This window comes from Nonomuraea sp. ATR24, from assembly GCF_041950485.1.
Lineage (GTDB): Bacteria > Actinomycetota > Actinomycetes > Streptosporangiales > Streptosporangiaceae > Nonomuraea > Nonomuraea ceibae.
In genome coordinates, this window is sequence record NZ_JBGNUU010000007.1 from 246,550 (window position 1) to 269,047 (window position 22,498).

Genomic DNA, 22,498 nt, shown 5'->3' on the forward strand with positions numbered 1-22,498 from the left:
GATGTGATCATGTCGCGGCCGGGTCACGTCGTGGGCACGGGCGGCACGCCGTTCCGTCAAGACCAGAGGCCGCAGTGGTGGGCGTTCTTCAGGTTGAACGGCCGTACCGCGCCGGGGGCGAGGAGGAGCGCACGGTCGGCGGCGTCCAGGCGGGGCCAGCGCGGGCTGCCCGGCCCGTTGGGGTCGCCGGTCCTGACGAACCCGGCCCAGTAGCCGACGAGCCGGTCGGCCAGGCGCCGCTGCTCGGGGCTGAGCCGCGGGGAGCGGGGGAAGTCGAACAGGTAGAAGGTCTCCGCGCCGTGCGCCGTGGCGGGGCGGACGTGGTCGGGCAGGGGGTCGCCGCCGGGCGTGGGGGCCGAGGGGTCGGCGAAGACGTACGCCCAGGCAGGCGCCTTTCTCGCGTGCTCGCGGCCCGACTTCCACGACGGGCAGATCCAGCCGCTGTCGCTGAACACGCGGGCGGTCGCCGCCGTGGGGGAGGGGAAGCGGCGCAGCGGGTAGCGCCGTTCGACCCGGGGCGCGGCGTCGGCGAAGGCGGTCCTGAGCAGGGCCGGGTACTGGCGGGCGGTGACACCTCCCGGGCGGGTGGCCAGGGTGAACTCGACGTGTTCGTCAAGGGTGTTGCCCTGCAGCAGCGGCACGGCCGCCTGCCCGCCCGCGGCGAACACCCGGGCGGGCTCGCGCGGGACGAGGCGGGTCCCGTACGCGAGCAGCGGGAAGCGGGCAGTGTGCGGCAGCAGCTCGGCGGTGCTCCTGCGGCGCAGGCAGGCCACGTCGGCGCAGCCCAGCTCCCCGGCCAGGGCCTGCCCGGCGGACTGGATCGTCTCGATCGGGTGCCAGGAGGAGATCGCGGGCATGCCCTCGCCCATCGCTCCGGCGGGGTGCTCGGTGCGGCACGAGCCGCTCTGGACGATCGCCCGGTGGAACAGGCCGCGGGCGGCCGGTGAAGTCATGAGGGTGCAGGCGCTCATGCCCCCGGCCGAGGCGCCGGCGAGGGTGACCGCGCCGGGGTCGCCGCCGAACGCGGCGATGTTGGCCCGCACCCAGCGCAGCGCCGCCACCTGGTCCTGGAGGCCGAAGTTGCCGGTCCTGCCGAGCTCGGGGTGGGCGAAGAAGCCGAACACGCCGAGCCGGTAGTTGACGGTCACGACCACGAGGTCGCCGGTCGTGACCAGCCGGGCCGGGTCGTAGATGGAGCCGGCGCCGGTGACGAACCCCCCGCCGGGCAGCCAGACCATGACGGGCCGGTTCTTCCCGGGGCGGGCCGGTGCGGTCACCTCCACGGTCAGGCAGTCCTCGCTCTGCGGGATGCCTTCCGGCATGTCGGGCGCGGAGGGCTGCGGGCACGCCGGTCCGGCTGCCGTCGCGTCGCGGACGCCGGGCCAGGGCCTTGCCGGCGCCGGTGGCCGCCAGCGTCGGTCGCCGACGGGCGGGGCGGCGTACGGGATGCCGCGGAAGCGGTGGACCCCGTCCTGGATCGTGCCCCGCACCGCGCCGGCCGCCGTCACGGCGACGGGGGCGGCAGGCGCGGCCGGGGAGGCCACGGCGGCCTGTTCCCCGAGGACGAGGGGCAGCAGGCCGATGGCCAGCGCTGTGACGTGCTTCATGGACGTGTCTCCCCTTGTTTCGTGGTTCGATCGAACCATAACAGGTTTATGGTGCGATCGAACCACGAAGCCGGGAGTCAGACGATCGGGGTCGTCTGGGCCAGCGCGATCAGCCACCGGCCGTCCTCCTTGACCAGCACGAACGTCAGCGCGCCACGCCTGCCGTCGTTGACGTGCTTGACCAGGGTGGCCAGCGCCACGTCCTCCCGCAGGAAGATGACGTCCTGCAGCTCGTTCGTGGTGAGGACGTCCTTCAGCGGGCTGCGCAGCGCCTTGGCCATGACCTCGCGCACCTGCTCACGGCCCCGCAGCCGGATGCCGGTGAAGTTGACGAGCGACACGTCCTCGGTCAGCAGTCCGGTGAAGCCGTCCACGTCGTTCTGCAGCTTCTCGGCGTCGCGGACGACCTGCTCGATCGCGGCCCTCTCGGTGTTCATGTCCGTCTCCTCAGCAAGAGCGGAGCGATTCGCTCCGGTTCGACCGCGACGTTACACCGGAGCGAATCGCTCCGCAAGTCTGCTAGGATCGCCGCGATGACGACCCGCACCAGCCGCACCGATCGCGCCGCACGCAACGACCGGGCGCTTCTTGAAGCCGCCCGCGCCGTCCTGGCCGAGGACGGCGCGCACGCCTCCGTCGCCGCCATCGCCGCCCGGGCGGGCGTCGGCATCGGCAGCCTCTACCGGCGCTACCGGACCAAGGAGGAGCTGTTCCAGCGGCTCGCCGTGCTGTCACTGGAGCACTGGAACGAGGCCGCCGAAGAGGGCCTGGCCGATCCCGACCCGTGGGCGGGGCTGGCCGGATTCGTCACCGCGTGCGTGGAGTTCGGCCAGGGCACGCTGGCCCCGATCGCCGGGGCCGTCGAGGTGAGCGACGAGATGGACGCCGCGTCGCGCCGCGGCGACGACCTGCTCGACGCCCTGGTGCGGCGTGCCCAGGACGCCGGGGTGCTGCGCCCCGACGTCGCCGCCGTCGACGTCGCCCTGCTGATCGAGCAGCTCGGCCGCTCCCCGCTGGTGGATCAGCTCCGCAAGCAGGGCAGGGACGACCTGCTTCCCGCCGCCGTCCGGGCCCGCGCCCGCCTGGTCGCGATCGCGCTCGACGGGCTGCGCCCCGGCGCCCCCGGCGGCCTGCCCGGCGACCCGCCGGGCGAGGAGCTGTTCACGGGCCGCTGGGCCTGACCGTCACGCTCACGACGGCGGGCGCAGCAGGTGCTCGCCGGCCAGGTGGACGGCTTCGAGCGTGCTGTAACCGGGGTGGTCCACGGCCATGAAGTAGCGCCCGATCGCCAGCGAGAACGCCAGGATGCTGCGCGCCTCGACCTCCCTGGGATCGGCGACGAAGGCCCCGAACATCTCGCGCAGGAAGTCCATGCGCTCGTTGTCCACGCGCCGCAGCCGCGCGGCGACGGCCTCGTCATGCCGCGCCCAGGCCCGGACCGCGAGGTCGACCCGGTGGAAGTCGTCCGTGAAGGTGAGCTGGCCGACCCGGCGGATGCGGTCGGCCGGGTCGCCGCCCTCGGCTTCGGCCTGGGCGATGAGCTCGCGGGTGCAGCTGCGCTCCCACTCGTCCAGCATCTCCGCCAGCAGCGCGGGCCGGCCGTCGAAGTAGCCGTAGAACCCGCCCTTGGTCACGCCGAGCGTGGCGGCCAGCGTCTCGACGCGCACCGCGTCGGGGCCGCCCCGGGCGAGCGCTTCGAGGCCCGCCTCGATCCAGCGGGCCCGGGTCGTGCGTGGTGTGGCGGGGATCGCAGCCACCTCCGTTGATCGCGTCCGGGTTTGTACGTTACCGTACACATCGTTCTGTACGGCTCCGTATAGATCACGGCCACCGGAAGGGGACGTCACGATGGACTCCACGAAGCCGCTGCTCCGCTGGGCGAGCGGGATCATGGTCGTGCTGGGCGCGGGGCACCTGACGCTGCTGGCGCTCATCGCGTGGGACGACATCACCGGCTGGGCGAGCCGGGGGCTGTGGGCGGCCGTCCCGCTCGCGCTCACCGGCGGCGCCGCCCCGACCGTCGGGTCACTGCAGAACGAGGTCACCTTCTGGGCTGGCCCCGGCAGCTTCAGCGTCCCGCTGATCCTGCTCGGCTGCCTGATCTGGCGCCTGGCCGGACGCGGCGTGCCCGTGCCCGCCTGGGCCGGCTGGGGACTCGCCGCCTGGTGCGCGGTGGGCGGGATCCTGCTCGTGCCGTCCCCGTACGTCGCGGGGGTCGTCGCCGGGCTCCTCGTCGTCGTGGCGGCGCGCAAGGGCGCGCGTCACGGCGTCCACGTGTAGGTCGGCACGATCGAGCGCTCGAAGAACGCGTCGGGCAGCCGCGGGAGCGCCAGGTCACGCAGGGCCGTCAGGGGACCGGAGGTCCAGTGCGCGGGCGCCGCGGCCTGGCGCGAGAGGCGGACGATCTTCTGGGTGCGCGGCCTGCGGACCCGGTCGTACTCCGCCAGCCCGGCCCGTACGCCCCGGGTGTCGACGGCGGCGGCGAGCGTGACCGCGTCCTCCAGCGCCTGGCAGGCGCCCTGCCCGAGGTTGGGCGCCATGGCGTGCGCCGCGTCGCCGAGGAGCGCGGCCCGGCCCTGGACGTAGGAGGAGAGGCCGGGCAGCTCGTAGGTGTCGTGCTGCAGCACGGTCTCCGGGTCGGCGTCGGCCAGCAGGGCGGGGATGGGGTCGTGCCAGCCGGCGAAGCGCTCGCGCAGGTGGTCGAGGCCGTGACGGGAGCCGGCCGGGGCGTTGGCCATCAGGTAGCAGTAGACGCTGCCGTCGGGCATCGGCTGGTGCCCGAACCGCTGCCCCTCGCCCCACGTCTCCACGCTGCCCTCGATGGGCCGGGACGCGACGATGAGCCGCCAGGTGGTGTATCCGACGTAACGCGGCCCGCGCAAGTGCGGCCAGAGGGAGCGCCGGGTGACGCTGCGCACGCCGTCGGCGCCCACGACCAGGTCCGCCGTGGAGGCGCCGCCGCTGTGGGCCACCGTGCCGTCGGGCCCGACGTGCCGCACGTCGACCCCGGCGCGCAGCACCTCGCCCGGCAGGGCGGAGCACAGCAGGGCGACCAGGTCGGCGCGGTGCACGATCACCCACTGGCCGAACCTGCGCTTCAGGTCGGCGGTGTCGTTGCGGATCAGCCAGCTCCCGCTCGCGTGCCGCACGCCGGCGAGGGGTTCGGCCTGCCCGCCGGCGCGCAGCGCGTCGCCCAGGCCGAGCACGTCCAGCGCGCGCAGGCCGTTGGGCTGGATCGACAGCCCCGCGCCGATCTCGGTGAACGCGGGAGCGCGTTCGAGGACCTCCACCTGCCAGCCGCGCTGGTGGAACGCCACGGCGGCGGTGAGGCCGCCGATGCCGCCGCCCACGATGATCACTTTCATGGTCTCTCCTTGACGTTGGGGTCGGGAAGGGTCAGTGCAGGCCCCGTTTGCCCGGGGCCCAGAACGGTTTGACCTTGATCGAGGTGCGCGGCCAGCCGCGCTCGCGGACCAGGTGGTCGCGCACCATCTGGCAGGTCCTGGCCTCACCGGCCACGTAGGCGGCCCCGGCGTCGCCCGGCAGGTCCAGCTCCGCCACGGCCGCGAGCAGCACGCGGGAGGAGGCGGCCGGCGCGCCGTGCCGGTGGACGCGGCGCAGCGGCGGGTCGCCCGGCATCGGCAGGTCGTGCTCGGGGCCTTCGCTCTCCAGCACGCCGAACACCTCGGCCGAGCCGTCCAGCCCGGCGATCATCGGCCCGAAGGCGGCGCCGGCCGTCTCGTCGCCGACGAACACGTGGAAGTCCGCCTCGCGGGTGAAGAAGTCGCCCTGCGGCCACCAGAACGTCACCCGGTCGCCCGGCCGGACCGCCCGGGCCCACTCCAGGCCGATGCCGTCGCCGTCGTACAGGTGGATCCGCAGCTCCAGGGCCCGGCGGCCGGGGGAGAGCTCCCAGATCGTGTACGTGCGCAGCGTGTCGGCCGGGCGCATGATCCCCGCCACCGAGAGCGGGTCCTTGAGCTGGATCCTGACGTGCTGGCCAGGGGTGTAGGGAAAGTCCACGGGCCGGTCGGTCTCGAGGCGCACGCGCCGCATCGTGGGCGTGACGTGCTCGGCGACGGCGACGGTCGCCTCCATGGCGTACTTGCCGAAGACGGCGGCCAGAGGGTTGCGCGGCATGTCAGGAGTCCTCCTGGAGAGCCCGTAAGTTTGCTTAGAGCCATTAAGGAAACATAGATGCCCTAGAATGTCAACGCGGCGCGGGCGATGCGGTCTACTGGCCCGCATGACCGTCGCGCGTTCCCTGTTGCTGTTCGCCTTGGCCGCCCTCGCCGAGATCGGCGGGGCCTGGCTGATCTGGCAGGGCGTGCGCGAGCAGCGGGGCCTGCTGTGGATCGGGGCCGGCGTCGTCGCGCTCGGCCTGTACGGGTTCGTCGCGACGTTGCAGCCGGACGCGAACTTCGGCCGCATCCTCGCCGCGTACGGCGGCGTCTTCGTCGCCGGGTCGCTCGCGTGGGGGATGGCCGTCGACGGCTTCCGGCCTGACCGGTGGGACGTCATCGGCGCGCTCGTCTGCCTGGCGGGCGTCCTGGTGATCATGTACGCGCCGCGCGGCTGAGACCGGTTGCGCGGGGCTCGCCTCGGAGTGTCGAATGGGAGCGGCACCCGCGCAACACCGGCGAACCGTGGGGAGACGCGATGAGGCCGTTGGCCATCGCCCTGGTGGCGGTCCTGCTGGCCGCCGGGTGCTCGGCGCAGCGCCGGGACAAGATCACGGTCGCGTGCGGGGCGAGCGAGCGGTGGTGCTCGATGATGGTCAAGCGGTTCTCCGACGCCACCGGCGTGGAGGCCGACTTCGTCCGGCTGTCGAGCGGGGAGGCGCTGGCCAGGCGCGGCCTGAAGCCGGTCCGCTCCTGGACGGACCTGCTGGACGAGCGGCTGCGCGGCGGCGTCGCCATCGCCCACCCGGCCACCTCCGGCACCGCCTACACCGCGCTGTGGACCCAGGCGCTGCTCAACGGCGGCGACCAGGACGCCGCGCTCGCCTACATGCGCCGGCTCCACCCGAACGTGCTGCGCTACAACGCCTCCGGCAGCGCGGCGGCCGTGCAGGCGGCCAAGGAGGAGGCGGCGGTCGGCATCGTCTTCTCCCACGACTGCGTCGCCGCCCAAGAGCAGGGCTACCCGAACCTGGAGGTGACCTTCCCCCAGGAGGGCACCGGCTACGAGCTCGGCGGCCTGGCCGTGCTGGCCGGGGCGCACAACCCGGCCGGCGCGCGCGTACGTCGACTGGGCGCTCAGCGGCGCCTCCCAGCGGCTCGGACCGCTCGTGCGGTTCTACGCGCTGCCCACCAACACCGAGGTGCCCGCCCACTCCAAGGCCGCGGACCCGGCGGCCGTCAAGCTCGTCCCCTACGACGTCGAAGCCGCCGGCCGCGCCAAGCAGTCACTCGTCGCCAGGTTCGGCGCCGAGGTCGCCGAGCCACCCGCCTGAAGCGGCTAGGAGCAGCCCTCGAACTGGGGGACGGCGATCACCGACAGGTCGATGCCCGACCTGCCGAACCACTTGTCCAGCAGCATGTGGGCGGTGCCGTCCTGGTACATCTGGGTGATCGCCCGGTTGAGCTCCTCGCAGCCGTCGACGTCGCCCTTGCGCACGCCGATCGAGGTGCGCTGCTCGTTGAACGTCGCGCCCACCAGGTGCAGGTCGACGCCCGGCTTGGTGAGCAGCCCCGCCAGGATCTGGGCGTTGGTCGAGATGGCGTCGATCCGGCCGTCCTCGATCATGTCCAGGCAGACGTTGTAGTCGGGCGCCTCGACGGGGATCGCCCGGACCCGGCGTTCGCCGACGATCCGCTGGGCGATGTTCGTGCCGCGCACCCAGCAGATCCTGCGCCCCTCCAGGTCCCGTACGTCGCGGATGGCGTCCTTGTCGGCGGGGCGGACCGCGATGTCCTGGAAGTCCACGTGGTACGGCCCGGCGAAGTCGATCACCTTCTTGCGCTCCGGGGTGACCGACATGTGGGCGAAGACCAGGTCGGCGCGGCCGCCGGTCAGCACGGTGAGCTGGTCGCCCGCGGTGATCTCCAGCCAGCGGATCCGCTTGCCCAGCCGGGAGACCAGGTTCTCGGCCACGTCGATGTTGAAGCCGTGGTAGGCGCCGTCCGGCCCCTTGAAGCTGATCAGCGGCACGTCGGAGCGGATGGCGACGACCACCTCGTCCTTGTCCACGAGCGATTCCGGCCGCGCCGTGCCGCAGGCGGTGAGGAGCAGGAGCAGGCAGATCAGCAGTCTTCTCACCGGTACTCCCTGAGTCGTGGCCACACGCCGGCCAGGACGAGCAGGGCGCCGGCGGCCAGCCCGGCGGGGACCAGCCGCCACAGCGTCTCCAGCGCCCCGTCGCCGCTGTCGATGGCCCGCTCGAAGTCGGACTCGTGCCGCCGGACCAGCTCCTCCAGCACCTTGTCGTAGCCCTCGTACGCCTGGGTGAGCTCGCCGTCCCAGAACTTGATCGCCGCCGCGCCCGACATGCCGCGCATCCGCGCGTCGGCCTGCTGGAACCTCTGGTAGGCGGTGAACAGCCTGGTCCGGTCCGCGCCGGTCACGCCGCCGAGCAGGCCCTGGAAGCCCGGGCCGAGCTTGCTCTGGTAGTCGGGCAGGCTCGTGGACTCGACGGCGGCGATCGCGCGCGCCTTGTCGAGGAAGGTGTGCTCGTAGGTGTCCTTGCGCCCGGGGTCGAGCAGGTAGCGGCTCTGGTCGCCGTGCATGCTCCTGCTGATCGCCCGCGCCCTGGTCAGCGTCAGGACCGCGTCGAACCCGCCGCGCTTGGCCTCCTCCAGAGCCCGGCCCTGCCGCTCGATCAGGACGGCGCCGGTCACCAGCCCGGCCGCGCCCAGCACGGTCGCGACCACCAGGGCCGGCGCGAACACCCTGCGGAACCTGCGCGTCAGGTAGGTCTGCAGGCCCACCAGGCAGGCGAGCGCGAGCAGCCCGGTGACGACGACCGCGGTGCGGGCCAGCGCGGTGGCCGACCGCTCGGCGTCGTGCGCCCGCCGCACGATCGTGCCCGTCTCCAGGGTCAGGTTGTACGCCTTGGGCAGCAGCTCGCGGTGCATGAGGTCGGTGGCCCGCTGGTAGGCGGCGACCACGGGGGCGGGCGGCTGACCAGCGGTGTGCCCGGACTGCCGGTCGAGCAGCCGGGCCTCGGCCGTCAGCCGTTCGTAGCGGCCCAGCCCCTCGATCAGCGCCTCGACCGTACGCTGCTCGGTGGGGTTGTCCAGGGCCAGCCGGTAGGCCTTGAGCAGGCTTTCGGAGATCTCCAGCCGCCGCTGGTCGTAGGCGGTAAGGTCGGCCTGCTGCTGCGGGCCGTACTCCCTGCCCAGCAGCAGCGTCTCGGCCACCAGCGCGTCCATCTCGGACATCTGCCGATACAGGCCGGTGGTGGCGAGGACCTGCGGCCCGGCGTCATGCCCGATCGTGCGCAGGCTGGCGCCCGTACTGGCCGCGCCGGCCAGGATCGCTGCCAGCAGCAGCGCCAGCGACAGCAGCGACAGCCCGGCGAGGGTGCGCACCCGCCTGGGCACCGCCGCCGCGCGCCGGACCGGCGGCGTCACCGTCACCGTCATGGGCGGCTCCGGCGGGCGTCGTCAGGAACCTGGCCGTGCACCGCGCCTCCCGGGATCGGCTCGTGCTGCCAGTCGAGCATGAACGCGCGCGCCGCCGGTCCGCAAGAGGCTTCCGCGTCAGTAGTAGCCCTTGGTCCCGTCGACGAGCTCGCGGACGGTGTCGAGGTGGCCGGCGTGGCGGGCCGTCTCCTCGACCATGTGGATGAGCATCCAGCGCAGGCTGGCGGCGGCGGAGCGGAAGTCGGGATGCTTGCCCACGTCGTCCAGGGAGTGCGCGGCGATGATCTCGTTCGACACGGCGCACTGCCGCTCGTACTCCTCCAGCAGGCGGGCCAGCGGGACGTCGTCGACCATCATGTCGGCGTCCTCGGGACCGTCCTCGTCGAACTGCGGGCCGACGGCCGGGCCGCCCATGAACAGCACCTCGAACCAGCAGTGCTCGACCCAGCGCAGGTGCGACACCAGACCGGCCACGGTCATCAGCGGCGAGTCCGGCAGGACCGGGCGGTGCGCGTCCTCCTCGGAGAGGCCCTCGCACTTCCAGTGAACGATGGCGCGCTGCATGTCGAGCCAGCCGACGAGCTGGGTGCGCTCGTCCGCGACGAAGGGGGGCCTGGTGCGTGAGGGTGTCATGGGTCTGGACGCTACTGCGTCCGCATCGCCCGGCGCATCCTGATATCGCCCAGGTCACGGGACCTGGGCGGAGGACCGTACACCGCTCGGTCAGAGGGCGGGGTTGGCGTCCGGGCCCTCGGTGCTGAGCAGGACGACCGTGGCGTCCGGGCCGAGGCCCAGGGCCGCGCGGCGGGCGGCGGCGCCGTCGCCGGTCAGGGCAACGCGGGCGCCCGCCAGCGAGGCCGCGCCGCACGGGCCCGCCGCGACCCCGTGCCCGGCCAGCTCCCGCGCGGCGGCGGCGCTGTCGTCGTCGCCGATCGCGACCGCCGCGTCCAGGCCGTCTCTCAGGTACGGCCACGCCAGGCTGGACGGGGTGCCGCAGTTGAGCCCCGACATGATCGTGTCGCCGGTCCCGACGCTGACGGGCGCGCCCCGCCGGAGACTGGCCAGCACGCAGGCGGCCGATTCGGGCTCCACCGTCATCAGCGCCACAGGGGCGGAGCCGGAGCGGTAGTGGATCACCGCCGCCTGGGCGAGCGACCCCACGCCCGCCGGGACGACGACCAGGTCCGGGGTGCCGAGCTGCTCGTCGATCTCGGCGAACAGCGTCGAGTAGCCCGCCACGATCCACCCGGGCGTCTCCTCGTAGCCGGGCCAGGCGGTGTCCTGGACGAGCACCGAGCCCGGCTCCTCCGCCGCCTCGGCGGCCCGGCGCACCGCCTCGTCGTAGTCGCCGGCGACCTCGGTGACCCGCGCCTCCTCGGCCGCGATGGCCGCGACCGCCGCCGGGTGCACGCCCTCCGGCACGAACACGTGCGCCCGCTGCCCGAACCGCCGCGCCATCCGCGCCACCGCCCGGCCGTGGTTGCCGTCGGTGGCGGTGACCAGCCGTACGGGATCGTTCCCGGGGCGGGCGGCCAGGATCCGGTGGATCGCCCAGGAGGCGCCCAGGGCCTTGAACGCGGGCAGGCCCAGCCGGTTCGACTCGTCCTTGACCAGGAGCCGCCCCACCCCGAGCGGCCAGGCCAGGCCGGGGACCTCGGTCAGCGGGGTGGGCGCGTATCCGGCCAGGCCGGCGTGGAACTCCCGCACCCCGGCGGGGGCGGGCCCGCAGGTCCAGCGGCGGGCTGCGGGACGGTCGTACCAAGTTTCGTGGTGCACCCGCCCCACGTTGCCCGCCGCGCCCGCGTCCCGTCCAGCGTCATCGCCGCTCAACCGGTGCGGCGCCGCAGCCTGAGCACGTTGTCCGTACGGGTGCCGGGGGTGCCGTCGGGGCGCGTCTGGACGCGCTCGTGCTCCTCGGCGAGCTCCACCTGCCAGGCGCCGTCGCGGAGCTCCAGGCTGCGCAGGACCTCCTGCGGGGTGGGGAAGTGCACGTCGGGGTGCGGGTTCTCCTCCCAGGAGGGGAACCCGGCGTGCCCGACGATCAGCAGCACCCCGCCCGGGGCGACGGCCTCGGCGGCCCGGCGCAGGACGCGTTCGCGGGGCAGCTCGGCGTAGGAGTGCAGGAAGTGCGCCGAGACCAGGTCGTAGACGCCTTCCGGGAAGGACCGGCCGAGGTCGTGCCGCTGCCAGTCGACGCGGTCGGCGACGCCCGCCTCGGCCGCCTGGCGGGCGGCGCGTTCCAGGGCCACGCCGGAGACGTCCACGGCCGTGACGCGCCAGCCGCGACCGGCCAGCCAGATGGCGTCGGCGCCCTCCCCGCATCCCAGGTCGAGCGCGGTGCCGGGCGGCAGGTCGGCGGCCTCGCGGACCAGGATGTCGTTCGGGTTGCCGCTCCAGACGCGGTCACTCTCGCTGTAGCGGGCGTCCCAGAACTCCTCCCCGCCGAGAACCTGAGTGCCGCCGTGCTCGGCGGGGTGGCCGACGGTCCCGGTGCCGCCGTGCTCGGCGGGGTGGGTGCGGCGGGCGGCGACGGCCTCGCGGGTCTCCTCGGCGACGAGGTCGGCGTTGATCGCGCCGGCGGCCTTCACGCCCGCCGCGACCGAGCCGATGACGACCTCGGCGACGTTGGCGACGTTGCCGGCGACCCAGACGCCGGGCACCTCGGTGGCTCCCGTCGGGTCGGCGGCGATGTGCGAGCCGAGCACGTGCCCGGCCATCTCGTGGTCGACCGGCTCCAGGCCGAGCCCGGCCAGGACGCCCGCCCGCGCGGTGAAGCGCGGCGCCACGACGACGGCCTCGACCGGGACGGCCCGCCCGTCGGCCAGGTTCACGCCGGTGAGCGCGTCGTCCGTCACCTCCAAGCCGGTGACCTTGCCGCCGACCACGGCGATGTCGCGGGCCGCGAGCTGTTCGAGGTCCTCGCCGGTCGGCGACGGCACGTCGTTGAGGAACAGCGTCACGCGGTCGCTCCACTGCCGCCACAGCAGCGCCTGCCGCACGGCCATGGGGCCGCTCGCCAGCACGCCGATGCGCCGGTCGCGCACCTCGTAGCCGTGGCAGTAGGGGCAGTGCAGCACCTCGCGGCCCCAGCGTTCGGCGAGCCCGGCGACCTCGGGCAGCTCGTCGACCAGCCCGGTGGTCACCAGCAGGCGCGCGGCCGTGCGGGTGGTGCCGTCCTCCAGCTCCACGCGGAACCCGCCGCCGTCCAGCCGTTCGGCGGTCACGGCCACGCCGGTGACGATCTCGGCGCCGTACGAGACCGCCTCCTCGCGGCCGATGGCCAGGAACTCCGACGGCGCGATGCCTTCGCGTCCCAGGTAGTTGTGCATTCCGGACGCCGGGGCGTTGCGCGGCAGGCCCGAGTCGATCACGAGCACCGAGCGGCGCGCCCGCGCCAGCGTCAGGGCGCCACTCAGTCCGGCGGCGCCGCCTCCGACGACGATCACGTCATACTGCGTCTTCATCATGGCGTGATGGTGCGTCAGCCTCCGCCATCCTGGCAAACATTCTTGCTAAAACAGCAACATGCCTCCGCCCGCTTGTCTCGAAATCAAAGTCTCATAATCATTTGTTTTTGAGACTGCGGTAGACGGTCGCTCTTGAGACGCCGAAAGCGGTGGCGATCTCCTCGGCGGAGCGCCCCTCGGCGTGCATCGCGCGGGCCCGCGCGGTCTGCTCCGGGGTCAGCGCGGCCGGCCGCCCGCCGCTCCTGCCCCGCGCGCGCCCCCGCCCGGCAGGGACTTCCGACGGGTGGGACACTTCCAGGGAGCGGGGGGATTCGGGCAGGCGGGGCGGCTCGGACGGGCGGGGCGGTTCGCCGAGGAGCGCGCGGGCGCCGTCCAGGATGAGGGCCCTGAGCCGGTCGGCGGGCACGTCGCGGAACAGGACCACCGGGTCGGCCAGCCCGGCGACCGCCTGCGAGGCGCGCACCCGCTGCTCCAGCCCGCCGCCGGGCCCCGCCACCAGCTCGTTGGCCAGCGCGATCGCGGCACGGAACCGCTCGGCCACCGGCGCCTGGACCAGCAGCGTCATGTCCTTGACCAGCATGGTGAGCGTCTCGCGGTGGCGCAGGTGCACGTCCACGTAGCCCTCGACGGCCCGCCACCGCACCTCGCCGGGGTCGCCGCACGCCTCGGCCTCGGCGAGCACCGCCTCCAGCTCGTCGAGCAGGGGCAGCGTGAGCTGGTGGAGGATCTCCTCCTTGGAGTCGAAGTGGTAGTAGAGGGCGGCCTTGGTGATGCCGACCCGGTCGGCGATGGACTGCATGGACGTCGCCCGATAGCCGCGGGCGGCGAGCAGGGTCCTGGCGGCGGCGAGGATCCGCTGGGGTGTCATGGATCTCACTTACCTATGGTCAGTTCCGGGGCTAGAGTGCTTACCGACAGTCAGTCTACGGCTTCGAGGTGATCCGTATGTTCGAGCGGACCCAGGTGTCCTTCACCGTCGGCGGCGTCCGGTGCGCCGGCTACCTCTACCTGCCCGCGGGCGCCGGGCGGGTGCCCTGCGTGGTGCTGTGCCACGGATTCAGCGGCACGATGGACCGCCTGTTCCCGTACGCGGAGGGGTTCGCCGGGGAGGGGTTCGGCGCGCTCGTGTTCGACTACCGGAGCTTCGGCGAGAGCGGCGGTGAGCCCCGGCAGCTTCCCGACCTCGCCGGGCAGCGCGACGACCTGCGCGCGGCGCTCGCCTTCGCCCGCGCCCACGAACGCGTCGACCCGGCGCGGGTGGCGCTCTGGGGCAACTCGCTCGGCGGCGCGCACGCCATCGTCGTGGCCGCCGACGATCCCGAGGTCGCCGCCGTGGTCGCGCAGATCCCGTTCAACGGGTTCCCGAAAGGGGTCGAGAACCGCGACACCTCCCAGACCCTGCGGCTGATGAGCTCCATCGTGTGGGACGCGGTGCGCGGCAGGCTCGGGCTGAGCCCGCACTACATCCCCATGGTGGGCCGGCCCGGCGAGCGGGCGGTCACGGCCACCCCCGAGGCCGACGCGCACATCCGCACGCTGACCGGCGGGAACACGAAGACGCTGTGGCGCAACAGCATCGCCCCCCGGGCGCTGCTGGACATGATGCGCTACCGTCCCGCCGAGGCCGCGGCGCGGCTGCGCTGCCCGCTGCTCGTCTGCGCCGCCGCCGACGACCACGAGACGCCGCTGGAGACGAGCCGGGAGCTCGCGGACCGGGCGCCGCACGGCGAGCTGCGCGTCTTCCCCGGCACCCACTTCACCTTCTACACCGACCCCGAGCTGCGCGAACGCGTGGCCGTCGACCAGGTCGCCTTCTACCGCAGGGCGCTCGCGGAGGTCGGCTGACCCCCTCACCTCTCAGCACCATACGGTACGGTATGGTCGCTGGCATGGCGTCAAAACGCGACTGGCTGCGCACCGGGCTCCGCGTCCTCACCGAGGACGGTGCCCGGGCGCTGACCATCGAACGGCTGTGCGGGGAGCTCGACCTCACCAAGGGCTCCTTCTACCACCACTTCAAAGGCATGGCGGGCTTCAAGACCGACCTGCTCGCGCACTTCGAGGCCGAGCACACCGCGCGCTTCATCTCGGCGGTGGAGGAGGCGGAAGGGACCGCCGACGCCCGGCTGCGCGCCCTGGTCGACCTCGTCCTCGACGACGAGAGTGTCAGCGAGGGCCTGGACTCGGCGGTGCGCGCCTGGGCGCTCCAGGACGCCGAGGTACGCGCCGTGCAGGAGCGCGTCGACCGCACCCGCATCGACTACCTGCGGGTGCTGTGGCGCGACCTCGGCGGCCCGGAGAGCGATGTGGACCCCATGGCCCACCTGCTCTACCTGGTCCTCATCGGCGCCCAGCAGATCATCCCGGCCGTCCCCGCGCCCCAGCTGCGCGACATCTACCAGCGCGCGCTGCGGCTGGCCCCGCAGAAGGAGGCGGAGCCCGCATGAACGCGCTGACCCGCTGGATCCCCCGGCTCGTCATCGCCACGGCGCTGCTCCACTTCGCCTGGGCGTTCGTCCAGCCCAACGCGTGGGGCGCGATCGCCGCCGACGGCTTCTACCGCAGCCTCGCCGACGACAGCCTCCCCGACTACTACGCCCGCGAGACGAGCGTGTGGTTCATGGTCGCCGGGGTCGCGCTGCTGGCCATGGGCACGATGGCGGCGCACGTCATCCGCACGACCGGGCGGCTGCCCGCGCAGCTCGGCTGGTACCTGCTCGTCCTCGGCCTCGGGCTGTGCGTCCTCTACTTCCCGGTCACGGGCGGCTGGCCGGTGCTCGTCATCGGCGTGCTCAGCCTCGTCGCCTCCCACCGCGCTCCCCAGCCGGCGGAGCGGTAGGAGTCTCTTCCAGGAACGACCCGATCGACCGCCCGGCAGCTCGCCGACCAGGCCGGTGAGGTCCTTGTCGTACGGGTCGCGCACAGCGGGGCAAAGCATCGGCCTGGGGACGGCCATCTTGTCCCCGGGCGCGGACCGCCCGGCCCGTTCCCGGTAAGAGGACGGGCATCCGCTGCCGTCTGAAGGAGATCCACTCATGCGTGGAGCAGTGCTGTACGCCCCGGGTGACGTCCGTGTCGAGGACCGCCAGGACCCGGCGATCATCGAGCCGACCGACGCGGTCATCCGGCTGACGGCCACCTGCGTCTGCGGCTCGGACCTGTGGCCGTACCGGGGCGTGGAGCAGGTGGACGGGCCCGCCCCGATGGGGCACGAGTACGTCGGGGTGGTGGAGGAGGTCGGCAGCCAGGTCACGACGGTCAGGCCGGGCCAGTTCGTGGTCGGCTCGTTCTGGGCCTCGGACAACACGTGCGAGATCTGCCGGGCGGGCTACCAGAGCGGCTGCGTCAACCGGGTGCTCATGGGCGCCCTCGGCACGCAGTCCGAGTTCGCCCGCATCCCGCTGGCCGACGGCACGCTGGTCGCCACGCCCGGCCTGCCGGACGCGGACCTGGTCCCGAGCCTGCTGGCCGCCTCGGACGTGCTCGGCACCGGCTGGTTCGCCGCGGTGGCCGCCGGGGCGGGGCCGGGCAGGACCGTCGCCGTCGTCGGTGACGGCGCGGTCGGCCTGTGCGCGGTCCTGGCCGCCAGGCAGCTCGGCGCCGAGCGCATCATCGCGATGAGCCGCCACGCCCCGCGCCAGGAGCTCGCCCGCCAGTTCGGCGCCACCGACGTCGTCACCGAGCGCGGCGACGACGGCGTGGCCATCGTCAAGGAGCTGACGAACGGGCTCGGCGCCCACAGCGTCGTCGAGGCGGTCGGCACCCAGCAGTCGATGATGCAGGCCATCCGCTCCACCCGGCCCGGCGGCCACGTCGGCTACGTCGGCGTCAGCCACGACGTCGCGCTGCCCGGCGACGAGCTGTTCTTCTCCCTCGTGCACCTGCACGGCGGCCCCGCCCCGGTGCGCCAGTACCTGCCCGAGCTCGTCGAGCTGATCTGCGACCGCGCGATCGACCCCGGCACGGTCTTCGACCTCACGCTGCCCCTGGAGCGGGCCGCCGAGGGCTATCGGGCGATGGACGAGCGCCGCGCCGTCAAGGTCCTCCTGCAGCCCTGACCCCGCGCCCAGGGCGTGCGCGCCGCCCTGGACGCCGGGATCAATGACGACGAATGCGGGACGGCGTGGTCGGCATCACGCCCGGGTGGTGGACGGCGGCCGGACTGCCCGGCCGCCGTCCACGCGCGTCCGTCAGACCCCGAACGCCGCCGGGTAGCGGATCGTGCCGGTCGGCACCGGGCGGGCCGGGTCGAGGGCCAGCGCCATCATGTACTTGTCCTCGACCTCGAACGGCGGCCGGACGCCGAAGCCGGACGCCGGGGTGAAGCCGAAGCGCGGGTAGTACTCGGCGTGGCCGAGCACCAGCACGAGGTTCTCGCCCTGCTCGCGGGCGGCGCGCAGGGCCCCTTCGATGGCGGCCGAGCCGGCGCCCGTCCGCTGGTGCTCGGGCGAGACCGCGCACGGGCCCAGGGTGAGCGCGGGCTCACCGTCGACGTGGCAGCGGGTCAGCAGCGCGAACCCGGCCAGCTCGCCGTCGGCCGTCTCGGCGACCCACGACAGGCCGGGCAGCCACGCCTCGGGGTCGGCCCGCAGCGCCTCGACCAGGTCGGCCTCGTGCGCGCTGGGGAAGGCGGCGAGGTTGACCTCGCGGATGCGGGCGAGGTCGGCGGTGGTCTCGGGGCGGGTGATCCAGGAGGTGGTCATGGTGTCCGTTTCCGTGGTGGCCTGCGGGCGCAGGACGTAGCCGGTGTACTGGTATTCGGCGCCGTGGTCGCGGCGCATGGCGATCTCTTGGAGGGTGGCTTCGACGGCCTCGCGCATCCCGGGCACGGCCGGGTCGGCGGCGCGGGCCCGTTCGGCGAGCGGCGTGTAGTACTCGTCGAACCAGTCGCCGTCGGGGAGCGGGTGCACCGCGACGACGTCGTAGCCGGCGGCGCGGGCGGCGGCGGCGTTCTGCTCGTGGGTGCGCAGCCGGTAGTGGCCGTCCCAGAACGCGCGTGCCTCGGGCGAGGGGGAGCCGGTGCTCCACTCGCACTCGGTGACGACCAGCGTGCCGCCGGGGGCGAGCAGCCGCCGCCACACGCGCAGCGCCGTGTCGAAGCCGATGTGGTAGACGGAGCCTTCGGCCCAGATCAGGTCGAAGCTCCCGTCGGGGAAGGACAGCTCGGCCATCGACGCCCGCAGCGTGCGGACGGGCAGCCCGGCCTCGCGGGCGGCGAGGTCCAGGTCGTCGAGGAACGGCTGGTGCAGGTCGACCGCGGTCACCTCGGCGCCGGCCTCCCGGGCGAGAAGCAGCGCGGCCGGGCCCCGGCCGCAGCCGGCGTCCAGCACGCGCGGGCGCGCCGGCAGCGGCCCCGCCAGGTCGAGCAGGCGGCGGGTGGTCGCGTCGGAGCCTGGGCCCTCCCGGCGCAGGCCGTCGTGCAGGGCGAAGAACGCGGTCACGACCGGATCGGCCACCGCGGGCGGCGTGTCGGCGGTCATGACTGCTGGTCCCTGAACTTGTAGGTGGCACGCAGATGGCTGGTGATGGCCTTCTGCCTGTCGGTGCGCTCGCCGCGCAGCCGGGCGTCGGTCCGCGCGGCGGCCCACGCGTTCTCGCGCTGCAGCTTGCGGTAGCTGTTCAGGCGGCGTTCGGTCAGCTCGCCCGCCTCGATGGCGGCCTGCACCGCGCAGCCTGGCTCGGTGTCGTGGGCGCAGTCGCCGAAGCGGCAGTCGCGGGCCAGCGCCTCGATCTCGGCGAAGGTCCGCTCCAGGCCGTCCGCGGCGTCGTACAGGCTGATCCCGCGCAGGCCGGGGGTGTCGATGAGGACGCCTCCGGACGGCAGCGGGACGAGCTCGCGCCGGACGGTGGTGTGGCGGCCCTTGCCGTCACGCTCCCGCACCGCGCCGATGGCGAGCAGGTCGTCGCCGAGCAGCGCGTTGCCGAGGCTGGACTTGCCCGCTCCGGACGAGCCGAGCAGGACCGTGGTGCCGCTCAGCGACGCGGTGAGGACGTCGATGTTCTGGCCGGTGGTGACGCTGGTGACCAGGATGTCGACGCCCGGTGCGAGCGTGGCCGCCTCGGCGCGGGCGGCTTCGGCGTCGGCGGCCAGGTCGGCCTTGGTGAGCACGACCAGCGGCCGGGCGCCGCTCTCCCAGGCCAGGGCCAGCATGCGTTCCAGCCGGGCCCCGTCCAGCGGGGCCGCGAGCGAGAGCGCGATGGCGACGACGTCGACGTTGGCGGCCAGCACCTGCCCGTGGGAGGTGCCGGACGCCGACGAGCGGACGATCGCGCTGCTGCGCGGCAGCAGCGCCACCAGCTCCGGCTCGGGGCCCGGCCGCAGCGCGGCCCAGTCTCCGGTGCAGGGCGCCAGGAGCGGATCGGGGGAGTGCAGCGCCGCGAGACCGGCGCGTACGGGGCCGGCCGCGGTGACCGCGTCACAGCGGCCGCGGTCGACGCGCACGATCCGGGCCGGCACCAGACCGGCCGCCCGGTGAGGGGCGAAGTCATCGTCGAGCGCGTCGGTCCACCCGTATCGGGTCAGACCGTCGTCGGATGGATCGGTGAAAAGTTGTGGCAACGTGAGACACCTTGCGGGAAGGGGCCCCGACGAGACGCAGGCATCACCCCGCCACGCAAGCCCGACGGCTTACGGCAAGGGGTGGAAGTGGGTCAGACCGGGGCCCGGGACGTGAGGAATGTCCGGGCGCTGCGCAGGGCAGCGGTCTTCACCGCGGTCATCAAACCTCACCTCCCTCCAGCCGAATCCGAACCAACGGCACGTAGCTTACCAGGTTCGTCAGCCCCGCCGTCCCGGCCAGTCCGGCCGATCCTCGACGGGGGTCGTACGGTGCCGGCGCTCGGCGGGGGAGCGCGGCGGCCCCACCCAGAGCACGGCGGCCGCGACCAGCGCGGAGAGGATCAGCAGGGCGCCCAGCAGAATTTCGAAGAACATGAGGACTCCTTCGGCCTCGACTGCGAGGACGAAGGTCTTCCCGCACCCTCCCGCGCCGGGAAGGGCCGTCCCGCCGGGCCTGCGGAGGCCGTGATGACGGCCGGGACGTCGGACGGCGGGTACTCCCCTCCGTGCTTCCTCCACTATCGTCCCGGGGCCCCGCACCGGTCAATCGGTCTCCCGGCGGTGGCTCGTACCGGCGGGTTCGCCTACCCTTGGGGGGCGAGGGGAGTACTTCCCAAGCGCCGGCCCGGTCAGTACGGACGTGACCTCGTCCCCGGGCGGCCGCCCGCACGCCGCGGGTGAAGGAGACCTCGAACGGCTCTCGTTCGAGGAGGTTCCATGCTCGCTCCACCCGGTTCGATGACGGCTGCCCAGCTGGAGACGATCGGCTCACCCGGCCTGTGGGCGGTCACGATCGCCGGCCTGGTCCTGCTGCTGGGCGTCGACTTCGTCCTGACGCGGCGCCCGCACGAGGTGCGGATGCGCGAGGCGGTCGGCTGGTCGGGGTTCTACCTGGCGCTCCCGCTGCTGTTCGGCGTCTACGTGTGGAGCGCGTTCGGCGGCGGCGTGGCGGTGGAGTTCTACACCGGCTACGTGGTGGAGAAGTCGCTGTCGGTGGACAACCTGTTCGTGTTCATGCTGCTGCTGTCCGCGTTCGCGGTGCCGCGCGAGCTGGCCCAGCGGGTGCTGCTGTACGGGATCATCGGGGCGCTGGTGTTGCGCGCGGTGTTCATCGCGCTGGGCGCCGCGGTGCTGCAGAGCGGCACGTGGGCGTTCCTGCTGTTCGGCGGCATCCTGGTCGTCACCGCCTGGAAGATCCTCAAGGAGGCGCTGAGCGGCCGGGAGCAGCAGGTCGACATCGACTCGATGCGCTCGGTGCGCCTGCTGCGGCGGTTCATGCCGGTCACCGGCGACTACCGGGGCTCCCGCCTGACGGTCCGCGAGGGGGGCCGGCGCGCCCTGACCCCGCTCGCGCTCGCCATCGTGGCCGTCTTCGCCACGGACATCGTCTTCGCCGTCGACTCGGTGCCCGCGGTGTACGGCGTGACCGAGGACCCGTTCCTCGTCTTCGTCACCAACGCCTTCGCCCTGCTGGGGCTGCGCGCGCTGTACTTCGTGCTGCAGGGCGTACTGGAGAAGCTGCGGCACCTGAACCACGGGCTCGGCGTCATCCTCGGCTTCATCGGCCTCAAGCTCGTGCTGCACTGGGCGCACGGCATCTGGCCGGCGGTGCCGGAGATCCCCACGCTCGCCTCGCTGGGGGTGATCGTCGCGGTCCTGACGACCGTCACGCTCACCAGCCTGTACGCCAACCGGCGCGTCACCGCCCCGCCCGTGGAGAGGTGACCCGCCGGTCAGCTCCGTTCGCCGGCTAGGTCCGCTTGGCGGGTTCGCGCTTGAGCAGGGCCAGCATCTGCTGGATCTGCTCCTTGCGGGACGCCTCGACGCGGGTCGCCCACTGCTTCACCTCCGGGTTGGCGCCGCCTGCCGTTTCGGCGCCGGCCATCTGGACGGCGTCGTCCTGGTGGGCGATCAGCAAGTTGAGGAAGTCACGTTCGAAGCTCTTGGACTTCTTCAGGTCGGCGATCTGCTTCCGGTCGGTCTCCGGCATGCCGCCGTGGTGGTCGTGCGAGTCCGAGGCGGCGGTCAGGGGCTGCGACCAGGCGTGCAGCCAGCGCAGCATCATCTCGACCTCGTCCTGCTGGGTGAGCGCGATGGCCGACGCCAGCGTCTTCAGCTCCGGCGTCTTCGCCCTGGCGGCGCCCACTTCGGCGATCTCGATGCCCTGGCGATGATGCTGGACCATCATCTGGACGAACATCACGTCCTCGGCGTTGACCGGATCGCCTGCGGACCGGGTGGGTCCGCAGGCGACGACCAGCAGCAGACTCAGGACTGTGGCGGTCCAGCGTGCCGCTGTTCCGGCCAATTCCTAGATCCGCTTCCAGAGGGCGGCCACGTTCGGCGGCTCCCAGCCGGTGAGGGCGGTGTGCGGCTGCAGGCACTCGTAGGTCGCGCCGCCGTAGGTGACTCTGTCACCCGTCCGGTAGGCCGTGCCCGCGCTCCACGTGCCGCCGGGCTGCGTCGACGTCGGCGTGGGGGTGGGAGTCGGCGTCGGGGTCGGGGTGGGCGTGGGGGTCGGCGTGGGCGTCGGGGTGGGGGTGGGCGTGCTGCCGCCGCCGAAGTCGACGTCCGAGCAGGTGTAGAAGGCCTCGTTGCTGCCGACCACGCGCTGCCAGATCGAGTAGAGGATGTGCCTGCCGCTGCGCTGGGGCAGGTTGATGGTCCAGTTCGTGAACGTGGTCGGGTTCTGGCCGTTGAACGTCTTGATGTGGACGAGGTCCGACCACTTGAGCGGCATGGTCGGGTTCCAGCCGTCGCGCGTGATGTAGAACTCGAAGTTGCTGTTGCCGTGCGGCGCGGACGCGTGGTAGGTCAGCGTGAAGTTGCCCGGCCGCACCTGGGTCGCGGGCCAGTCGGCGCGCTGCAGGTCGAGCCCGCGATACTTCTCGCGGCCCGCGCTGCAGAGCTTGCCGTCGGGGATGAGCTGGCGGTGCCGCCCGCCCGCTTCGAGCAGCGAGACCTCGTTCCAGTCGTAGAACGCCTGGGGCCCGCTGGCGGCCACGGCGGCCTTGCAGGCGTCGGACTTCGGCGCCTCGGGGCCTTCGTTCTTGCAGACGTAGACGCGGCTTGGCGGGTTGGACATGGTTCCGTGGGCGTGGGCCGCGGAGGCCGGCAGCAGGACCAGCATTCCTGTGGCGGCGGTCATGGCGGCGACTGTGCTCTTGCGCACCTGTGCTCCTGGGGGGATGAGACAGGAATAAAAAGGAAACCTTCCTAAGAGTTAACGATATTTGACGGGCAGGCAACCTGTCCAGGTCAAGGCGCCGAGCTTCGGAT

General features: G+C 73.2%; 26 protein-coding genes and 2 pseudogenes. 10 read left to right on the plus strand and 18 right to left on the minus strand.

Annotated elements, in window-relative coordinates:
* Positions 1-56 precede the first annotated feature (56 nt).
* Entirely contained in the window at positions 57-1,607 is a 1,551-nt protein-coding gene (locus tag ACBI99_RS20395; protein ID WP_357588002.1) for a carboxylesterase family protein, read from the minus strand.
* 77 nt (positions 1,608-1,684) lie between these two features.
* Positions 1,685-2,044 carry an SgcJ/EcaC family oxidoreductase gene (locus tag ACBI99_RS20400; RefSeq protein WP_357588004.1) on the minus strand — a complete coding sequence of 120 codons (360 nt, stop codon included), beginning with the start codon at positions 2,042-2,044 and terminating at the stop codon, positions 1,685-1,687.
* A 96-nt stretch (positions 2,045-2,140) separates the two neighbouring features.
* Here ACBI99_RS20400 and ACBI99_RS20405 point away from each other — a divergent pair, with 96 nt between their 5' ends.
* Positions 2,141-2,788, plus strand: a complete 648-nt coding sequence (locus tag ACBI99_RS20405) for a TetR/AcrR family transcriptional regulator (RefSeq protein ID WP_219507684.1) — start codon at positions 2,141-2,143, stop codon at positions 2,786-2,788.
* Between the two features lie 9 nt (positions 2,789-2,797).
* Here ACBI99_RS20405 and ACBI99_RS20410 read toward each other — a convergent pair whose 3' ends face one another.
* A complete protein-coding gene (locus ACBI99_RS20410) occupies positions 2,798-3,364 on the minus strand; it encodes a TetR/AcrR family transcriptional regulator (protein ID WP_308125861.1) in 567 nt (188 codons plus the stop codon).
* 91 nt (positions 3,365-3,455) lie between these two features.
* On the opposite strand from ACBI99_RS20410, the gene ACBI99_RS20415 reads away from it, so the two are divergent.
* Positions 3,456-3,887 (plus strand): hypothetical protein, encoded by a 432-nt coding sequence (locus tag ACBI99_RS20415; protein ID WP_375073077.1) that lies wholly within the window; start codon positions 3,456-3,458, stop codon positions 3,885-3,887.
* Here the strand turns inward: ACBI99_RS20415 and ACBI99_RS20420 are convergent.
* Together ACBI99_RS20420 and ACBI99_RS20425 are read right to left on the minus strand one after the other, a co-directional pair.
* Positions 3,869-4,972 carry an FAD-dependent monooxygenase gene (locus ACBI99_RS20420; RefSeq protein WP_375073078.1) on the minus strand — a complete coding sequence of 368 codons (1,104 nt, stop codon included), beginning with the start codon at positions 4,970-4,972 and terminating at the stop codon, positions 3,869-3,871. The genes ACBI99_RS20415 and ACBI99_RS20420 overlap by 19 nt on opposite strands.
* Before the next feature lie 31 nt (positions 4,973-5,003).
* Complete coding sequence (locus ACBI99_RS20425; RefSeq protein WP_375073079.1) at positions 5,004-5,747, minus strand: siderophore-interacting protein; 744 nt, start codon at positions 5,745-5,747, stop codon at positions 5,004-5,006.
* A 106-nt stretch (positions 5,748-5,853) separates the two neighbouring features.
* Between ACBI99_RS20425 and ACBI99_RS20430 the strand changes: the two genes are divergently transcribed.
* Positions 5,854-6,186: a YnfA family protein gene (locus tag ACBI99_RS20430; protein WP_219507693.1), complete on the plus strand. Its 333-nt coding sequence runs from the start codon at positions 5,854-5,856 to the stop codon at positions 6,184-6,186.
* Here ACBI99_RS20430 and ACBI99_RS20435 read toward each other — a convergent pair.
* Positions 6,164-6,550 carry a hypothetical protein gene (locus ACBI99_RS20435; protein ID WP_375073080.1) on the minus strand — a complete coding sequence of 129 codons (387 nt, stop codon included), beginning with the start codon at positions 6,548-6,550 and terminating at the stop codon, positions 6,164-6,166. The genes ACBI99_RS20430 and ACBI99_RS20435 overlap by 23 nt on opposite strands.
* Here ACBI99_RS20435 and ACBI99_RS20440 point away from each other — a divergent pair.
* Together ACBI99_RS20440 and ACBI99_RS20445 are read left to right on the plus strand one after the other, a co-directional pair.
* Positions 6,525-6,779 (plus strand): annotated as a pseudogene (locus ACBI99_RS20440) (hypothetical protein); the annotation flags it as partial. The gene ACBI99_RS20435 and the pseudogene ACBI99_RS20440 sit on opposite strands and share 26 nt — an antisense overlap.
* A gap of 118 nt (positions 6,780-6,897) precedes the next feature.
* Positions 6,898-7,062 carry a hypothetical protein gene (locus ACBI99_RS20445; RefSeq protein WP_375073081.1) on the plus strand — a complete coding sequence of 55 codons (165 nt, stop codon included), beginning with the start codon at positions 6,898-6,900 and terminating at the stop codon, positions 7,060-7,062.
* A 5-nt stretch (positions 7,063-7,067) separates the two neighbouring features.
* Here ACBI99_RS20445 and ACBI99_RS20450 read toward each other — a convergent pair whose 3' ends face one another.
* From ACBI99_RS20450 to ACBI99_RS20475, 6 genes are all read right to left on the minus strand, one after another.
* The gene (locus ACBI99_RS20450; RefSeq protein ID WP_219507696.1) at positions 7,068-7,868 is read right to left on the minus strand and encodes an ABC transporter substrate-binding protein; all 801 of its coding nucleotides are present in this window, start codon (positions 7,866-7,868) and stop codon (positions 7,068-7,070) included.
* Entirely contained in the window at positions 7,865-9,193 is a 1,329-nt protein-coding gene (locus ACBI99_RS20455) for a hypothetical protein (protein WP_375073082.1), read from the minus strand. Before ACBI99_RS20455 ends, ACBI99_RS20450 begins: the two co-directional genes overlap by 4 nt.
* 117 nt (positions 9,194-9,310) lie before the next feature.
* Complete coding sequence (locus tag ACBI99_RS20460; protein ID WP_219507699.1) at positions 9,311-9,826, minus strand: DinB family protein; 516 nt, start codon at positions 9,824-9,826, stop codon at positions 9,311-9,313.
* 90 nt (positions 9,827-9,916) lie between these two features.
* Positions 9,917-10,969, minus strand: a complete 1,053-nt coding sequence (locus ACBI99_RS20465; RefSeq protein ID WP_375073083.1) for a diaminopropionate ammonia-lyase — start codon at positions 10,967-10,969, stop codon at positions 9,917-9,919.
* 50 nt (positions 10,970-11,019) lie between these two features.
* Positions 11,020-12,660, minus strand: coding sequence for an FAD-dependent oxidoreductase (locus tag ACBI99_RS20470; RefSeq protein ID WP_375073084.1), 1,641 nt, complete (start codon positions 12,658-12,660; stop codon positions 11,020-11,022).
* Between the two features lie 97 nt (positions 12,661-12,757).
* The gene (locus ACBI99_RS20475; protein WP_375073085.1) at positions 12,758-13,528 is read right to left on the minus strand and encodes a TetR family transcriptional regulator; all 771 of its coding nucleotides are present in this window, start codon (positions 13,526-13,528) and stop codon (positions 12,758-12,760) included.
* A gap of 77 nt (positions 13,529-13,605) precedes the next feature.
* Here ACBI99_RS20475 and ACBI99_RS20480 point away from each other — a divergent pair, with 77 nt between their 5' ends.
* The 4 genes from ACBI99_RS20480 to ACBI99_RS20495 all read left to right on the plus strand — a co-directional run bounded on the left by ACBI99_RS20480 (position 13,606) and on the right by ACBI99_RS20495 (position 16,718).
* Positions 13,606-14,505, plus strand: a complete 900-nt coding sequence (locus ACBI99_RS20480) for an alpha/beta hydrolase (RefSeq protein WP_375073086.1) — start codon at positions 13,606-13,608, stop codon at positions 14,503-14,505.
* A gap of 44 nt (positions 14,506-14,549) precedes the next feature.
* Positions 14,550-15,107 carry a TetR/AcrR family transcriptional regulator gene (locus ACBI99_RS20485; RefSeq protein WP_364180199.1) on the plus strand — a complete coding sequence of 186 codons (558 nt, stop codon included), beginning with the start codon at positions 14,550-14,552 and terminating at the stop codon, positions 15,105-15,107.
* The gene (locus ACBI99_RS20490) at positions 15,104-15,499 is read left to right on the plus strand and encodes a DUF6463 family protein (protein ID WP_375073087.1); all 396 of its coding nucleotides are present in this window, start codon (positions 15,104-15,106) and stop codon (positions 15,497-15,499) included. The genes ACBI99_RS20485 and ACBI99_RS20490 overlap by 4 nt, the downstream gene beginning before the upstream one ends.
* 196 nt (positions 15,500-15,695) lie before the next feature.
* Positions 15,696-16,718, plus strand: a complete 1,023-nt coding sequence (locus tag ACBI99_RS20495) for a zinc-dependent alcohol dehydrogenase family protein (RefSeq protein WP_375073088.1) — start codon at positions 15,696-15,698, stop codon at positions 16,716-16,718.
* Positions 16,719-16,850: 132 nt separating this feature from the next.
* On the opposite strand, the gene ACBI99_RS20500 is transcribed toward ACBI99_RS20495, so the two are convergent.
* From ACBI99_RS20500 to ACBI99_RS20515, 4 genes and pseudogenes are all read right to left on the minus strand, one after another.
* The gene (locus ACBI99_RS20500; protein ID WP_364180221.1) at positions 16,851-17,363 is read right to left on the minus strand and encodes an N-acetyltransferase; all 513 of its coding nucleotides are present in this window, start codon (positions 17,361-17,363) and stop codon (positions 16,851-16,853) included.
* Between the two features lie 219 nt (positions 17,364-17,582).
* Positions 17,583-18,140, minus strand: a pseudogene (locus ACBI99_RS20505) (class I SAM-dependent methyltransferase); the annotation flags it as partial.
* Positions 18,137-19,219 (minus strand): ribosome small subunit-dependent GTPase A, encoded by a 1,083-nt coding sequence (gene rsgA / locus ACBI99_RS20510; protein WP_375073089.1) that lies wholly within the window; start codon positions 19,217-19,219, stop codon positions 18,137-18,139. The pseudogene ACBI99_RS20505 and the gene rsgA, both read right to left, overlap by 4 nt.
* A 219-nt stretch (positions 19,220-19,438) precedes the next feature.
* Positions 19,439-19,594, minus strand: a complete 156-nt coding sequence (locus ACBI99_RS20515; RefSeq protein ID WP_375073090.1) for a hypothetical protein — start codon at positions 19,592-19,594, stop codon at positions 19,439-19,441.
* Positions 19,595-19,936: 342 nt separating this feature from the next.
* Between ACBI99_RS20515 and ACBI99_RS20520 the strand changes: the two genes are divergently transcribed.
* Positions 19,937-20,944 (plus strand): TerC family protein, encoded by a 1,008-nt coding sequence (locus ACBI99_RS20520; protein WP_375073091.1) that lies wholly within the window; start codon positions 19,937-19,939, stop codon positions 20,942-20,944.
* Between the two features lie 25 nt (positions 20,945-20,969).
* Here ACBI99_RS20520 and ACBI99_RS20525 read toward each other — a convergent pair whose 3' ends face one another.
* Both ACBI99_RS20525 and ACBI99_RS20530 read right to left on the minus strand, forming a co-directional pair.
* The gene (locus ACBI99_RS20525; RefSeq protein WP_357588026.1) at positions 20,970-21,527 is read right to left on the minus strand and encodes a DUF305 domain-containing protein; all 558 of its coding nucleotides are present in this window, start codon (positions 21,525-21,527) and stop codon (positions 20,970-20,972) included.
* Positions 21,528-21,530: 3 nt separating this feature from the next.
* A complete protein-coding gene (locus tag ACBI99_RS20530) occupies positions 21,531-22,391 on the minus strand; it encodes a lytic polysaccharide monooxygenase (RefSeq protein ID WP_219507713.1) in 861 nt (286 codons plus the stop codon).
* Positions 22,392-22,498: the final 107 nt, after the last annotated feature.

Excerpts from the sequence above, each read along its gene's own strand:
- ACBI99_RS20520 (WP_375073091.1), top strand. The coding sequence starts at position 19,937 with ATGCTCGCTCCACCCGGTTCGATGACGGCTGCCCAGCTGGAGACGATC.
- ACBI99_RS20460 (WP_219507699.1), bottom strand. The coding sequence starts at position 9,826 with ATGACACCCTCACGCACCAGGCCCCCCTTCGTCGCGGACGAGCGCACC.
- ACBI99_RS20485 (WP_364180199.1), top strand. The coding sequence starts at position 14,550 with ATGGCGTCAAAACGCGACTGGCTGCGCACCGGGCTCCGCGTCCTCACC.
- ACBI99_RS20425 (WP_375073079.1), bottom strand. The coding sequence starts at position 5,747 with ATGCCGCGCAACCCTCTGGCCGCCGTCTTCGGCAAGTACGCCATGGAG.
- ACBI99_RS20480 (WP_375073086.1), top strand. The coding sequence starts at position 13,606 with ATGTTCGAGCGGACCCAGGTGTCCTTCACCGTCGGCGGCGTCCGGTGC.
- ACBI99_RS20470 (WP_375073084.1), bottom strand. The coding sequence starts at position 12,660 with ATGATGAAGACGCAGTATGACGTGATCGTCGTCGGAGGCGGCGCCGCC.
- ACBI99_RS20415 (WP_375073077.1), top strand. The coding sequence starts at position 3,456 with ATGGACTCCACGAAGCCGCTGCTCCGCTGGGCGAGCGGGATCATGGTC.
- ACBI99_RS20490 (WP_375073087.1), top strand. The coding sequence starts at position 15,104 with ATGAACGCGCTGACCCGCTGGATCCCCCGGCTCGTCATCGCCACGGCG.
- ACBI99_RS20515 (WP_375073090.1), bottom strand. The coding sequence starts at position 19,594 with ATGTTCTTCGAAATTCTGCTGGGCGCCCTGCTGATCCTCTCCGCGCTG.
- ACBI99_RS20420 (WP_375073078.1), bottom strand. The coding sequence starts at position 4,972 with ATGAAAGTGATCATCGTGGGCGGCGGCATCGGCGGCCTCACCGCCGCC.
- ACBI99_RS20430 (WP_219507693.1), top strand. The coding sequence starts at position 5,854 with ATGACCGTCGCGCGTTCCCTGTTGCTGTTCGCCTTGGCCGCCCTCGCC.
- ACBI99_RS20405 (WP_219507684.1), top strand. The coding sequence starts at position 2,141 with ATGACGACCCGCACCAGCCGCACCGATCGCGCCGCACGCAACGACCGG.
- ACBI99_RS20500 (WP_364180221.1), bottom strand. The coding sequence starts at position 17,363 with ATGACCACCTCCTGGATCACCCGCCCCGAGACCACCGCCGACCTCGCC.
- ACBI99_RS20395 (WP_357588002.1), bottom strand. The coding sequence starts at position 1,607 with ATGAAGCACGTCACAGCGCTGGCCATCGGCCTGCTGCCCCTCGTCCTC.
- ACBI99_RS20455 (WP_375073082.1), bottom strand. The coding sequence starts at position 9,193 with ATGACGGTGACGGTGACGCCGCCGGTCCGGCGCGCGGCGGCGGTGCCC.
- ACBI99_RS20475 (WP_375073085.1), bottom strand. The coding sequence starts at position 13,528 with ATGACACCCCAGCGGATCCTCGCCGCCGCCAGGACCCTGCTCGCCGCC.
- ACBI99_RS20495 (WP_375073088.1), top strand. The coding sequence starts at position 15,696 with ATGCGTGGAGCAGTGCTGTACGCCCCGGGTGACGTCCGTGTCGAGGAC.
- ACBI99_RS20400 (WP_357588004.1), bottom strand. The coding sequence starts at position 2,044 with ATGAACACCGAGAGGGCCGCGATCGAGCAGGTCGTCCGCGACGCCGAG.